We start from the raw sequence: 13,387 nt of genomic DNA on the forward strand, positions 1-13,387 counted from the left end.
GGATATGCCGCGTTGTTCAATCCCCGCCCTGGTCGGCATCGGCCGCACAGGTGAACGCCTTGCGCTTGTCCACCAGGCGGCCCATCAGGCGGTCGCTCAGCGGCAGGGCATTGCCATTGAGGCGCCAGTCGTAGATCACGCTGAAGGCCAGCACGCGGGCGACATACTCGCGCGTTTCCTTGTAGCTGATCGTCTCGATCCACAGGTCCGGATCGAAGCCCGGGCGCTGGGTCTGCCAGCGCGCGGTGGGGGTCGGGCCGGCGTTGTAGGCGGCGATGGTCACGTAGGGCAGGCCGTCGTACTTGTTCATCAGCTGGCGCAGGTAGGCGGTGCCGATGGCGATGTTGGTATCCGGGTCGTACAGGCTCTCGGCACCGCCGTAGCCGGTCAGGCCGATGTTCTTGGCCACGCCTGCGCCAGTGGCCGGCAGGACCTGCATCAGGCCCATCGCGTTGGCAGGCGAGCGCGCACGCGGGGTGAACGTGCTTTCCGCGCGGATCTCCGCCGCCACCCAGGCCGGGTCGATGGCGTTGCGCGCGGACTCGCGGCGGATGGTGCTGTCGTGGTGCAGCGGGAAGCGCAGGTCGTACAGGCGCTGCTCCTGTGGCTGCTTGCCGAGTGCGAACACGGCGCGGTCGAACCAGCCGTTGTCCTGCGCCACGCGCACCGCCAGGCGGCGCTGGGTGTCATCGAAGCGGGCCAGCGCGCTGTTCCATTCGGCCACGGCCCAGCCGGTGCGGTCGATCTGGTACAGCGCCATCGCGCGCTGGATGGCCGCATCACGGGCCACCGCAGCCTGGGCCTGGGCGGTGTCGTTGGGCTTCCACGGGCACAGGGTGTAGTTCTGCTGCAGCTTGTCGGCCGCCAGGAAACCATGGAAGGTCGGTGCGCGCGCGGCTTCACGGAACAGCGGCTGGGCCTGCTGCGCCTGCCCGGTCTTTTCCAGCATGCGGCCTTCGAAATAGCGCCAGCGCGAATCGCTGCGCTGCTTGGCGCCCATCTTGCGCAGGGCGGTCAGCGCCGCCGGCCAGTCGCCGCGTGACATCGCTTCGCGCACACGCCATTCGTGCAGCCGCTCGTCATAGGCCGATTCGGGCACGGCGTTGAGGCGGCGTGCGGAGTCGGGCAGGTAGGACGCCACCGTCCACAGGGCGATCTGGTAGCGCACCTGGGCCTGCTGTTCGGCGCTCAGCCCCAGCGCCTGCGCGTACTGCGGCAGCTGCTGTTCGGTGGCGCCGGGGTCGGCCTTGGCCAGTTTTTCCAGGCCATCGGTGGCGATGCGCCGGCTGCGTTCGTTGCGCGGCCAGTTCATCGCGCTGGCATTGGGCGTGTCGACGAAGGCCGCATAGGTGTTGGCCAGCGCCAGATCGGCCGCAGGCAGGCCCCGCGCGGCACTGCGCATCACCGCCGGCTGCTGCGCATCGGCGGCAGCGTCGACGCGCTCCCAGCGCAGTGCATCGCTCATGCCGCCCTGTGCCTGCAGCACGGCGAACACCGCATCGCAGGCATCGGGCAGGGACTTGCCGTTCTTGCGCCACAGGTCCTGTGCTTCGCCGATCCACTGCGGGTCGACCTTGCCGGTGGCCTGGCGTGCGGTCAGCTGCGCGCAGCGCAGGCCGAGGTTGTCGGTCGGTACCCAGTTGGCCAGCAGGGTGGGCCAGTCCTGGCGGCGGGCCACCGAGGGCAGCCAGACGCTGCGGAAGCTGTTGGCCACGGCTTGGCCGTCATAGCGCTTGAGGAAGGCCTGGGCCTGGCCGGTATCGACCGTATCGATGTTGCGGCGCAGCTGGGCGAACTCGACCCAGCCATAGGCCGGGTGGCGACTGAGCGCCGCCGCCTGGGCGGGAGCAAGCTGGCCGCGTTCGGCCGCATCGATGGCGGCCTTGAGCTGGCCGCTCTGGGCGTCGAGTGACTGGGCGCTGGCGCAGCCGATCAGCAGGGATGCGGCCAGCGGGAGCAGGGACAGGGCGGTCGAAGAGCGTCGGGTCATGGCCCCAGCATAGCGGGCGCTGGCTGAATTACGTTTCGCACTGCGTGCACGGCGCGCGGGCAACCACAGCTGAATGCCACGCGTCCCGGCACTGCCCTCCGGCCGCTCGGCGGCCGTACTGTCGCCTTGGGCGAACGGCCCGGCTGCAGGGAGCGGCACATGGCGTTCAGTAGCGCAGGAAGAAGCGGCCCATTGGCGGACATCAATGTCACGCCGCTGGTGGATGTGATGCTGGTGCTGTTGATCATCTTCATCGTTACCGCGCCGATCATGTCGCGGCCCATTGCGGTGCAGTTGCCACAGACGACCCACCGGGCGGACGTCCGCCCTGATCCACCCCCGCCGATCGAGCTGCGCCTGGATGCATCCAGCCAGCTGACCTGGAACGGGCAGCCGATGCCCATCGGCGATCTGCAGGCGCGCCTGCGCAGCCTGGCCGGCGAGCACGCCGGCAACCTGCCCGAACTGCGTATCGCCACCGATCCGTCTGCCGAGTACGAGGGCATGGCGCGGATCCTGGCGGCCGCCGAGGCCACGGGGATGGAGCGGATCGCGTTCGTGCGATGAGGGGGGGGGGGGCGTTGAGGGGGGCTGTGCTCCCCTCAACGGCGGTTACGGATGCGGCGCGTCGTGATGACCGCGGGGGATCCGCTGGTGCAGCGGGGTCATTTCAGGCAGCGTTGATTCCACTATCCGCAGAAAGGCCATCTGGAGTTGGGGCGGAACCGGTGTCTCGTTGGCCCGCCAACGCCCTTGTGCGTGATCGAATTCAACGTCGAAAGCCGTCAGCTGCGCGCACTCGAAGTCCGCGACGACTGTCAGACCTGGCCCGGATTGAAGAGCCACATCGTTGGGCGATGCGCAGTTGCTGCATTCGATCACGCCGCCGGCACTGGCGCTGCCCGTGAAGAACGGCGCGAATGTCGAGAGAATTGTCACGGGAAATGCCGAGGGATGTCCCTTCATCTCGAGTGCGCCATAGGCTGGTCAGGAGTGTCGGTTTCTCCCTTATTCCAGCTTGAAGACGCGGCACTCCAAGGATTTCGGATTTTTCCTAGGGGGCAGCATTCCGCCCTGTGTTTTCAGTAATGGATGCCGCTGTTTCATTCGTCAGAACGGCGTGAAAGGGTGTCGCAGGTCACGCCAATGTTCTTACAGCTTGTTTACAAAGGAGACGCTGCCGCCATGCAGGGGGGAGCGCGGCAGTCCATGTCCCGACATTCCTTTGGAGAGAGAGCGAATGAATCACCTGCATTACCGCCCCTTGGCGGTTGCCGTTGCGCTGTGCGTGACGGCCCTGGCACCGCTGGGGGCAATGGCCCAGACGGCCAAGACCCTGGATGCCGTGGAAGTAACCGGCACGCGCATCAAGCGCGCTGAAGTGGAAGGTCAGGTGCCGATCCAGACGCTGAACCGTAGCGACATCGAGCGCACCGGCCTGAGTTCGATCGGTGAAGTGCTGCAGCAGCTGACCGGCTCCGGTTCGGCACTCAATGCCAAGTTCAATTCATCCGGCAACTTCGGCTTCCCGCCCGATGGCAGCGGTGTCGGCGCCGGTTCGGCCCAGGTCGACCTGCGCCACCTGGGCGCCAAGCGCGTGCTGGTGCTGGTGGACGGCATCCGCTGGGTCAATGAGTCCTCGGCCTCGGGCGTGGGCGCGGCCACCGACCTCAACACCATCCCGCTGGCCATTGTCGAGCGCATCGAAGTGCTGGAGGACGGCGCGTCATCGCTGTATGGCTCCGATGCGATCGCCGGCGTGGTCAACATCATCACCCGCCGCGATTTCGATGGCGGGCAGGTGACCCTGAACTACGGCGAATACAGCAAGGGCGACGGCACGCAGAAGGGCGTGGACCTGGCCTGGGGCACCAGCGGTGACCGCTACAGCCTGTTCCTGGGGGCCAGCTGGACCAAGCAGGATCCGGTGTACGCGCGCGACCGCGAGCAGTCGCGCTTCCCCATTCCCGGCACCGGCCTGGCCTTCGGCAGCGGCGGCATTCCGCAGGGACGCTTCGCCTTCGTCGATCCCAACACCGGTGCCGAGCAGAACATCGTGCCCAACACCGGTGTGAGCAATCCGCGCTATGACGGCAGCGCAGGCTGCAACCGCAGCGACGATTACCACTGCTTCACCAGTGCCGACCGCTTCAACTTCGCCGAATACAACATGGTGCTGACGCCGTCGGAACGTAAGGGCCTCTTCGGCCAGTTCCGCTTCGACATCACCGACAACGTGCAGTGGTACGTCAAGGCGCTGGGCAACCGCCGTGAGTCGACCAACCAGGCCGGCCCGGAACCGCTGTTCTTCGGCCCCGATGGCGCCACCGGCAATCCGCTGGCCGACAACATCGTGGTGTCTGCGCTGAACCCGTACAACCCGTTCGGATTCGACCTGGTGTCGTCGGGCAACATGAGCCTGATCGGCCGCCGCCCGGTGGAAGGCGGCGCGCGCGTGTTCGAACAGGAGGTCAACACCACGTACTTCGCCACCGGCCTGGTCGGCAGCTTCCAGGCAGCCGATCGCAGCTGGTTCTGGGACGTCAACGGCATGTACAGCAAGAACAAGGCCGAACAGACCAACTACGGCAGCTACAACATCTACAACGTGAACCTGGCGCTGGGCGACCCGGCGCTGTGCGCGGCCACGCCGGGCTGCGTGCCGCTGAACATCTTCGGCGGTGTCGGCTCGATCACCCCGGACATGCTGCGCTGGATCCAGCCGGTGGTGCGCGACCGCAGCCAGAACGAACTGAGCCTGTTCACCGCCAACCTGTCCAGCGATCTGTTCACCCTGCCGGCCGGCCCGGTGTCCTTCGCCACCGGTATTGAACACCGCCGTTACGAAGGCTGGTACCAGCCCGATCCGCTGACGGTGATCGGCCATTACAACGGCGTGCCGTCGCAGCCCACCTCCGGTTCCTACGATGTCAACGAAGCCTACCTGGAGTTGAGCATTCCGATCTTTGCCGATTCGTCGCTGGGCAAGAAGCTGGACCTGAGCCTGGCCGGGCGCTATTCGGACTACTCCACCTTCGGCGGCGAGTTCACCCCCAAGTACGGCCTGCGCTGGCAGGTGACCGACGACCTGGTGCTGCGTACCACCTATGCCGAGGGCTTCCGTGCGCCGTCCATCGGTGAACTGTATGGGTCGGCCGCGCGTGCCGACCTGCAGCTGTTCGACCCGTGCTCGGTGGGCCTGGGCGGAACCGCGCCGCGCGGCAACCCTGCCAACTGCGCCGCGCTGGGCGTGCCGACCGGCTTCCAGCAGGCCAATTCGCAGATCTCGGTCACCACCGGCGGCAACCGCGAACTGGAGCCGGAGCGTTCGCGCAGCTTCAGCGCCGGCTTTGTGTGGAGCCCGTGGTTCGGCAACGACACCTCCTGGTCCGAGCGCTTCGACGTGGAGGTGACCTTCTACCGCCACAACATCGATGGCGCCATCCAGGCCATCAACGCGCAGACCCAGCTGGACCTGTGCGTGGATACGCTGGACCCGATCTACTGCGATGGCATCACCCGTGCCAGCACCGGTGCGGTCAGCAGCTTCAACAACCGCCTGACCAACCTGGGCTCGATCAAGACCGACGGCTGGGACGTGGACATGTTCTGGACGCTGCCGCAGAGCGATATCGGCCAGTTCAAGCTGGGCTGGAAGAACACCTTCGTGGGCCGCTACGAGGCCACCGGTGCGGCCGGCCAGCGGCAGCCACAGAAGCCGGGCGTGGAAGTGGCCGACAGCTCGATTCCGGAATGGACCAGCAATGCCAGCATCGGCTGGTCGCTGGACAACTGGAGTGCCAACTGGACCGTGCGCCACATCTCCGAACTGACCGAAGACTGCGGCGACGCGGTGGCCTTCCCGGTGTGCAGCGACCAGGTGGCCGGCAAGAACACGCTGGCCGCGACCACCTACCATGACCTGCAGGTGGGCTACAAAATCGACTGGATGAAGGGGCTGCAGCTGACCGCAGGCCTCAACAACGTGTTCGACAAGGATCCGCCGATCTGCCTGTCGTGCTCGTTGAACGGCTACGACGCGTCCACCTATGACATCCCGCGCGGGCGTTACTGGTACATGCGGGCGGATCTGCGGTTCTAGGGCCTGTATGCCGCGCCGGGATCATCCCGGCGCGGCGGGTGCCCTTGTAGAGCCGAGCCCATGCTCGGCTGCTTCATGCCCCGGTAGAGCCGAGCCCATGCTCGGCTGCTCTGGTCGAAAGCCAGTCGAGCATGGCTCGACTCTACAGAAGCGGGGCACACAACGCACGGCGCCGGGGGGGCGGCGCCGTTTGCATCAGAACGACCAGGTGAAGGTCAGCGAGCCATTGCGGCCATCGCCGTAGGCGCCGTAGCCGTTGATCTGCGACAGATACTTCTTGTCCAGCAGGTTGTTGAGGTTGGCCTGCACGCTGAATTCCGGCGAGATGCGGTAGCGCACGAAGGCGCTGACCAGCGCATAGCCACTCTGCTCGATGCGGCCGTAGGCCGGCACCGGGTAGTAGATGCGGTTCTGCCAGTTGGCGCCGCCGCCCACGGTCAGCGCCTGCAGCGACTGCGGGGTGTAGCTGGTGAACAGCTTGATCGCGGTCTGCGGCAGGTTGGTGTTGATGTCCGCATCGCTGGCATCCTTGGCGACATAGCGCGAGGCACCGAAGGTGGCGTTCCAGCCTGGGGCCAGTTCGCCGTTCAGTTCGAACTCGAAGCCGCGGCTGACCGTGCCACGTGCGGCGCGGTAGGCGAATTCGTTCTGGCTGCCCTGCACCGGTTCACCGGTAGCCTGGCCGACGTTGTCCTGTTCAATGCGGAACACGGCCAGCGAGGCGTTCAGGCGGTTGTCGAACCAGGCCCCCTTGACGCCCACTTCGTAGCTCTTGCCGTCCACCGGGTCGAGGTAGCTGCCGTTGCGGTCCTTCAGCGTCTGCGGCTGGAAGATCTCGGTGTAGGCCGCGTAGGTGGAGAAGGTGTCGTTGATGTCGAACACCAGGCCGGCGTACGGCGTGGTCACCTTGTGCGAGCGGTCGGCCCCTTCACCCTCGCTCTTCCAGTCGGTATAGCGTGCACCGACGATCAGCTTCAGCGGATCGGCCAGCGACAGGCGTGCGGCGGCATAGCCGGCCTTCTGGGTGATGGTGCCCTCGCTTGCCAGCGCCAGAGCGTTCCAGTTCGGTTCGCTGATGTTGCCGGTCCAGTTGAGGTAGCTGGCGAACGGATCCCAGGCAAGGCCGGCGCCGCCAACCTGGTAATCGCCGTAGTTGGCGTAGTCGCGCTTGTTGTAGCTCAGGCCGGCCATGAACTGGTGTTCGCGGCCGAACAGCTGGAACGGACCGTCGACATAGCCATCGACGCCGGTGACCTTGCGTTCGGTGTTGTAGAAGCCGGCCGAGGGCGAAATGCCGGCACCGGTGGTCTTGTCGAAGTTGGACGCGCCCGTGGTCCAGTCGTTGTAGGCCGGGTAGAACAGCTTGTCGTCGGCCTTGGTCTCGTCATGGGTGGCGCCGATCTTGAACTTCCAGCCATTGCTGAAGGCGTGCTGCAGGGTGGCGAAGGCGCGCTTGCTGGTGGTGTCCCAGTAGGTCCAGTCCGGGCTGGCATTGAACGATTCGTCGTAGCCGGTAGTGCTGCCGTCGGAGAACAGCATCGGGAAGCCGCCCCAGGTCGCGCCGTTGGCGCGCTTCTGCTGGTAGTCGTAGCCCACGCTCAGCTGTGTGTCCGGGGTCAGGTCGGCATCGATGACCACATAGCCCAGCGTCTTGTGCTGGTTGTAGCGGTCCATCTGTGCATCGGTATCCAGGTAGCTGCCGATCACCCGGCCGCGCACGGTGCCGCTGGCGTTCAGCGCGCTGCCCACATCCACGGTGGTGCGGGTACGGCCCCAGCTGCCCACGTTCACCGATACGCTGCCGGTCAGCTCGGCGCTGTCGGCGTGCTTGCGGATCAGGTTCACCGAGGCGGACGGATTGCCGGCGCCGCTGAGCAGGCCGGTGGCGCCGCGCACCACTTCCACGCGGTCGTACAGGGCCAGGTCCAGGCCGGAGTCGCCGTAGCTCCAGTTCTGCACCATCTGCGTGGGCAGGCCGTCGAACTGGTAGCTGTCGATGTAGAAGCCGCGCGCATAGAACTCGGTGCGTTCGCTGTCGGACTGGGTGCTGGTCACGCCGGTGGTGTTGCCCAGCACATCGATGATGTCATCCAGGTTCTGATCTTCGATGCGCTGGTGGCTGATGATGCTGACCGACTGCGGGATCTCACGCGGGGCCAGGTCGAAGCGGGTACCGGCCGAGGTGCGGCGCACCGAGTAGCCTTCGGCGCGCTCGCCCTTGACCACGACCTTGTCGAGGGTGGTCGGGTCGGCGGCGGTGTCGGCGAAGGCGGCCGGCGTGGCGGCCAGGCACAGGGCGGAGAGCACCGCCACGGACAGGCGGTGCGGCAGCAGGGTGGGGATCGAACGGGTCATTTGGGGTTCCTGGACGGGCACATGCGTGCGTCCGACCGGCTTCCCGGATGGTCTGGCGCCGCGGCTGGTGGGTGGTCTCACGCCGCTGGCGGGGCCCAGTTGCAGGGCGGTGGCTGGGCAATGCGAGGCCGGGCATGCCGTCCTGGCCGCCCGGAAAACGCAAATATGTTAATGCGAATTGTTTCTATTTACAAACAGGCGGGACGTGCTGGTCCCTTTGCTGCTTCAGTCGTCCAGCGGGGTGCGCTCGACCTGGATCTTCATGTGCGGGAGCTGGCCCTCGATGCCATCGGCGTACTCGACGGTGACCATCACGTCTTCATCGATCATGGGCGCGCCGTACACCTGCGCCTTGCCGGTGATGTACACCGGGGTGCTGCGCAGACGCCCGGCGTGGATGGCCGTTGGATCCAGGCAGGCCAGCATGTGGCCAATATTGGCCGAGGCGAATTCGGTCGAGGTGTTGGGGATCAGCCAGCGGCAGAACTGCTTGCCCGCATCGCTGCCATCGTGCTCGCAGCCCTTGCTCCAGTGGCTCCAGTCGGTCACCAGTTCAATCGATTGCGGGGCATCGACCTGCGCGGTGTTGGCGAAGGCAGCCAGTTGCCTGCACCACGGGTCGCGGTGTGCCTGCAGGGTGCTGCAGCCGGCGGCCAGGATCACGGTGGCGATCAACAGCGGGGTGGCGCGAAGCTGGGCCATCGGCGTGCTCTTCCTGTCACTGCGGCTGATGATGCGGCCGGCCCGTCGTGGAGTCGAGCCGCAGCGTCATGATGCTCAACGCAACAGCGGCAACGGGTCGCGCGCGCCGTCCCTGCCGTAGATGCCCCAGTGCAGGTGTGGCGGCGTGCCCTTGGCGTTGCCGCTGTCGCCCACATAGCCCAGCAGCTGTCCGGCCTGCACCACCTGGCCGCGTGCCAGGCCTTCGGCCCAGTCTTCCAGGTGCGCGTAGTAATAGCGCTCGCGACCGGGTCCGATCACCCAGACCTGGCGCCCGCCCAGACCACTGTCGCGCACATCGGCAATCACACCTGCCGTCGCGCTGCGGATGGGCGTGCCACGCTTGCCGAAGATGTCGATGCCTGCATGGGTACGGTCGCGTCCACGCGGGGCGCCGAAGGTATCGGCGATCTGCCGCGGTCGCACGCCTTCGACCGGCACCGGCAGTTCGGTCGCCGGTGGCATGCGTGCCAGTGACCAGAGCATCTTCGGTGCGGCCGCCCAGGGGCTGTTCCACAGCGCAAGCGCGGCCACCGTCAGGATCATCAGCAGCACGGCGCGCAGCAGCCAGCGGCGCAGGCGTCGGGCGGGCGAGGGCGGTGTGGTCATGGCATCCATATGTAGATACCGTGTCGTCCTTGCCTAGGCAAGGACGACTTCAGGCTCAAACGGTCGGCCGCTCTTCAGCACTCCCCAGACCAGATGTATGAGCTTGCGCATCAGTGCACACATGATGACCTTGAATGGCTTTCCTTTCTTGCTGAGGCGTTCTGCAAAGGCCTTCAGCGTCGGGTTGTAGGCCTTGCCGGTCAGCGCCGGCATGTACAACTTCTTGCGGAAATTGGCGTCGCCAACTCGCGATATCCTGGCTTTACCTTCGTAATTTCCTGATTGACGCTGCGCCGGATTCAGGCCTGCGTGGGCAACCACCTGACGCACGTCGCTGTATCTGTTGAGATCGCCTAGAAACGCCAGCAGTTGGGCACTGCTGGTATCGCCCACGCCGGGAATGCTGGTGAGCAGTTGATGGCGCCCGCGCAGGTCCGGATCGTTGTCGATGTGGTCCTGGATCGCCTTTCGCACCTGTCTGATCTGTTCCTCCAACGTCCGGATCACGTCGTTGATCCCTTGCTGGACGGAGATATCGGCAACTTCCAGGCGGTTTTGCTCCATCTGCAGCATTTCCTGGAGGTCATCACGTCGCCGGACAAGGGCTCGCAGCTTCACCTCCGAGGGCGTCGGCGGGACGTAGGGGTGCAGCTTTTCCGGGCGTTGAGCCTCGAAGAACCGGGCAATCAGCTTGGCATCGCTGCGGTCGGTCTTGGTCCGGACTCCCTCGGCCTGCCCAAATGCTTTCACCCGTGCGGGATTGGCGACATAAACCACTACCCCAGCCTCCACCAGGGCGCGCGCCAAAGCCTCGTGGTAGATACCGGTGGCCTCCATGCCTACCGCTGCGTCAGGCGCATGCTTGGCTCGCCACGCCAGAAATTCCGCATAACCCTTGGTCGTATTGGGAAATTTGGCTTTGGTGCGGTACTTGCCCTCGGACAGTGGCAAGGCGACATCAAAGGTCGCCTTGGCCATGTCATTGCCGATTACTTGCATGATCTTGCTCCAGCTTGAACTTACGATCGTGATCGGAAGCCGCCAGACTTGCCCTTGTGAGTGCAGGCTCTCACCCGAAGGTGGGCCTAAGATACCGTTCAAGTTCCAAGGCGGTGTCAGGCCGCCGACGCGCTGAATCTACTTTGCAAGCTCGAAGGCTTAAGAGCCGAGGCAGCGTCATCGGAGCCTCCCGGGGTCACCGGGGGAATTGTGCCTGATCAGGGCACCATTCCGAGACACAAGAGTCGAGCTTGCTCGACTGGCCGTAATGTAGAGTCGAGCCATGCTCGACTGCATGGAAAAGCAGTCGAGCATGGCTCGACTCTACAACGGCAGAGGCAACAGCAGTCGAGCATGGCTCGACTCTACACAACCGGTGGCAGCGGCACCGCGAAGCTGCGCTTCAACGTGCCCAGTGCCACCGACGTACGGAAGCGTTCGATGTTGTCATCGCCACCGAACAGACGCTCGGTGATCGCTTCGTACTCCTCCATCGACGCCGCAGACACCAGCAGCAGGAAGTCGCCATCACCGGTGATCGAGTAGCACTGCTGTACGGCGGGGTCGTCCTGCACGCGGCGCCGGAACGGGGCGACCTTTTCCCGTTGTTCACTGACCACGCGCACCTCTACGATGATGGTCAGCGGGCGCCCGACCCGGGCCGCATCGACCACCGCCACATTGGCGGCGATCACGCCGGTGTCCTGCAGGCGCTTGATGCGCCGCTGCACGGCAGGCGTGGACAGGTGCACGGCCTCGGCGATCTGCCGCTGGGGCAGGGTGTTGTCCTGCTGCAGCAGGTCGAGGATGGCGCGGTCGAAGCTGTCCAGCACGGGGGTGGTGGCCATGGTGAGCAGAAGTTGCACGGACGGGGCATCAATTGAGCCAAGTGCTCGCCGCCGGCGCAATAGACTGGGGGCATGCAGACTTCACGATTCGCGCCGATGTTGCCAGCGCTGGCGGTGCTCGGCTCGGTCACCGCGCTGGCCATCGGCACGTCCTATGCCAAACACCTGTTCCCACTGATTGGTGCGCAGGGCACCAGCGCGCTGCGCGTAGGGTTCTCTGCGCTGTTGCTGCTGCTGTTCTGGCGGCCGTGGCGCTGGAAGACCCGCCGCGTGGATGCGATCACCATCCTGCGTTACGGGCTGACCCTGGGCCTGATGAACCTGCTGTTCTACATGGCCATCCGCACCATTCCCTTCGGCATTGCGGTGGCCATCGAATTCACCGGCCCGTTGACGGTGGCGATGCTGTCTTCGCGGCGGTCGATCGATTTCCTCTGGGTGGGCTGCGCGCTGGTGGGCCTGTTGCTGCTGCTGCCGCTGGGCGGCGGGCCGGCACTGGATCCGGCGGGCGTGCTCTATGCAATGGGCGCGGCGGCGTGCTGGGGCCTGTACATCGTGTTCGGCAAGCGCGCCGGCCACCTGCATGCCGGCCACTCGGTGTCGCTGGGGCTGCTGGCCGCATCGCTGGTGGTGGTGCCGGTGGGCGTGGCCCATGCCGGCATGGCCCTGCTGGAGCCGAAGATCCTGCTGGCCGGGTTGCTGGTGGCGCTGGTCTCCAGCGCGATCCCGATGTCGCTGGAGATGATGGCGCTCAAGCGCCTGCCGAAGGAGACCTTCGGCATCCTGATCAGCATGGAGCCGGCGGTGGCCGCGCTATGGGCGATGCTGCTGCTGCACGAGCACCTGGCCGGCGTGCAGTGGCTGGCGATCGGCTGCACGGTGGTGGCCTCGGTGGGCAGCACGATGACCGCGCGTCGGTTGAGGCCGCCGGTGGTGCAGGCAGGGTAGCGCCGGGCCATGCCCGGCGGATCCGGTGCCATTGGCCGGGCATGGCCCGGCGCCACCTTTCAGCGCAGGGCGTCGGCCGGGACGTCGATGGCCATGGCCAGCGCCAGATGGTCGGAAAACGCGGCCGGCACGGCTTCCACGGTGCGGGTCTGCAGGTTGCTGCTGACCAGGATGTGGTCGATGGCGCGGTCCGGGCGCCAGCTGGGGAAGGTCGGCACCACGCAGCCGGGGGGCTGCAGCCGGGTCTTCTGGTACAGCACCTGCATTTCCGGGCGTTCGGCCAGGCAGTTGAAATCGCCCATCAGCACCGCGTTGGGGTGGTCGGAAAGCAGCTCGGCGATGAAGCCGAGCTGGGACATGCGCGAACCCGCACCCAGCGACAGGTGGGCCACGGCCACGGCCAGGCCATCCTGGCCATCGCCGAACTTGGCCAGCAGCACGCCGCGCCCGCCGATGCGGCCGGGCAGGGCGTGGTCCTGTACTTCCACCGGCTCCAGCTTGCTCAGCAGGCCGTTGGCGCTGGACGCCACCCCGCCCATGCGCCGGTTCGGCTGGTGGCTCCAGTAATTGAAGCCGGCGCGCTGGGCCAGGTAATGGGTCTGGTTGGTGAAGCCCGAGCGCAGGCTGCCCGGGTCGGCCTCCTGCAGGCCGACGATGTCATGGCCGCGTGCCAGGGTGGCGATCGCGTCCAGGCTGCTGCGCTTGCGACCCGCCGGCAGCGCATGTGACCAGCTGCGGGTCACATAGTCGCTGTAGCGGCGGGTGCTTGAGCCGGCCTGGATGTTGGCCGTCAGCAAGCGCAGGGTCCGTGTGTGG

General features: G+C 66.1%; 11 protein-coding genes. 3 read left to right on the plus strand and 8 right to left on the minus strand.

What is annotated here, in order from left to right; all coding sequences use genetic code 11:
* Window positions 1-16: 16 nt before the first annotated feature.
* Window positions 17-1,990 (minus strand): transglycosylase SLT domain-containing protein, encoded by a 1,974-nt coding sequence (locus tag ACM2ZB_RS18625; protein WP_416056532.1) that lies wholly within the window; start codon window positions 1,988-1,990, stop codon window positions 17-19.
* A gap of 159 nt (window positions 1,991-2,149) precedes the next feature.
* On the opposite strand from ACM2ZB_RS18625, the gene ACM2ZB_RS18630 reads away from it, so the two are divergent.
* Entirely contained in the window at window positions 2,150-2,557 is a 408-nt protein-coding gene (locus tag ACM2ZB_RS18630) for an ExbD/TolR family protein (protein WP_416056533.1), read from the plus strand.
* 45 nt (window positions 2,558-2,602) lie between these two features.
* Here ACM2ZB_RS18630 and ACM2ZB_RS18635 read toward each other — a convergent pair whose 3' ends face one another.
* Complete coding sequence (locus ACM2ZB_RS18635; protein WP_416056534.1) at window positions 2,603-2,956, minus strand: hypothetical protein; 354 nt, start codon at window positions 2,954-2,956, stop codon at window positions 2,603-2,605.
* 274 nt (window positions 2,957-3,230) lie between these two features.
* Here ACM2ZB_RS18635 and ACM2ZB_RS18640 point away from each other — a divergent pair, with 274 nt between their 5' ends.
* Window positions 3,231-6,092, plus strand: coding sequence for a TonB-dependent receptor (locus tag ACM2ZB_RS18640; RefSeq protein ID WP_416056535.1), 2,862 nt, complete (start codon window positions 3,231-3,233; stop codon window positions 6,090-6,092).
* Window positions 6,093-6,287: 195 nt separating this feature from the next.
* Here the strand turns inward: ACM2ZB_RS18640 and fhuE are convergent, their stop codons facing one another.
* The 5 genes from fhuE to ACM2ZB_RS18665 all read right to left on the minus strand — a co-directional run bounded on the left by fhuE (window position 6,288) and on the right by ACM2ZB_RS18665 (window position 11,623).
* The gene (gene fhuE / locus ACM2ZB_RS18645) at window positions 6,288-8,447 is read right to left on the minus strand and encodes a ferric-rhodotorulic acid/ferric-coprogen receptor FhuE (protein ID WP_416056536.1); all 2,160 of its coding nucleotides are present in this window, start codon (window positions 8,445-8,447) and stop codon (window positions 6,288-6,290) included.
* A gap of 225 nt (window positions 8,448-8,672) precedes the next feature.
* Window positions 8,673-9,149, minus strand: coding sequence for a hypothetical protein (locus ACM2ZB_RS18650; RefSeq protein ID WP_416056537.1), 477 nt, complete (start codon window positions 9,147-9,149; stop codon window positions 8,673-8,675).
* A gap of 75 nt (window positions 9,150-9,224) precedes the next feature.
* Entirely contained in the window at window positions 9,225-9,776 is a 552-nt protein-coding gene (locus ACM2ZB_RS18655; RefSeq protein WP_313442240.1) for a M23 family metallopeptidase, read from the minus strand.
* A 33-nt stretch (window positions 9,777-9,809) separates the two neighbouring features.
* Window positions 9,810-10,775 carry an IS110 family transposase gene (locus tag ACM2ZB_RS18660; protein WP_416056183.1) on the minus strand — a complete coding sequence of 322 codons (966 nt, stop codon included), beginning with the start codon at window positions 10,773-10,775 and terminating at the stop codon, window positions 9,810-9,812.
* A gap of 365 nt (window positions 10,776-11,140) precedes the next feature.
* Window positions 11,141-11,623, minus strand: coding sequence for an Lrp/AsnC family transcriptional regulator (locus ACM2ZB_RS18665; RefSeq protein ID WP_416058580.1), 483 nt, complete (start codon window positions 11,621-11,623; stop codon window positions 11,141-11,143).
* 72 nt (window positions 11,624-11,695) lie between these two features.
* Here ACM2ZB_RS18665 and ACM2ZB_RS18670 point away from each other — a divergent pair, with 72 nt between their 5' ends.
* The gene (locus ACM2ZB_RS18670) at window positions 11,696-12,571 is read left to right on the plus strand and encodes an EamA family transporter (protein WP_416056538.1); all 876 of its coding nucleotides are present in this window, start codon (window positions 11,696-11,698) and stop codon (window positions 12,569-12,571) included.
* Between the two features lie 59 nt (window positions 12,572-12,630).
* Here the strand turns inward: ACM2ZB_RS18670 and ACM2ZB_RS18675 are convergent, their stop codons facing one another.
* Window positions 12,631-13,368, minus strand: a complete 738-nt coding sequence (locus tag ACM2ZB_RS18675; protein WP_416058581.1) for an endonuclease/exonuclease/phosphatase family protein — start codon at window positions 13,366-13,368, stop codon at window positions 12,631-12,633.
* Window positions 13,369-13,387 lie beyond the last annotated feature (19 nt).

The sequence above is a fragment of the Stenotrophomonas maltophilia genome (assembly GCF_047782825.1).
Classification (GTDB): Bacteria; Pseudomonadota; Gammaproteobacteria; order Xanthomonadales; family Xanthomonadaceae; genus Stenotrophomonas.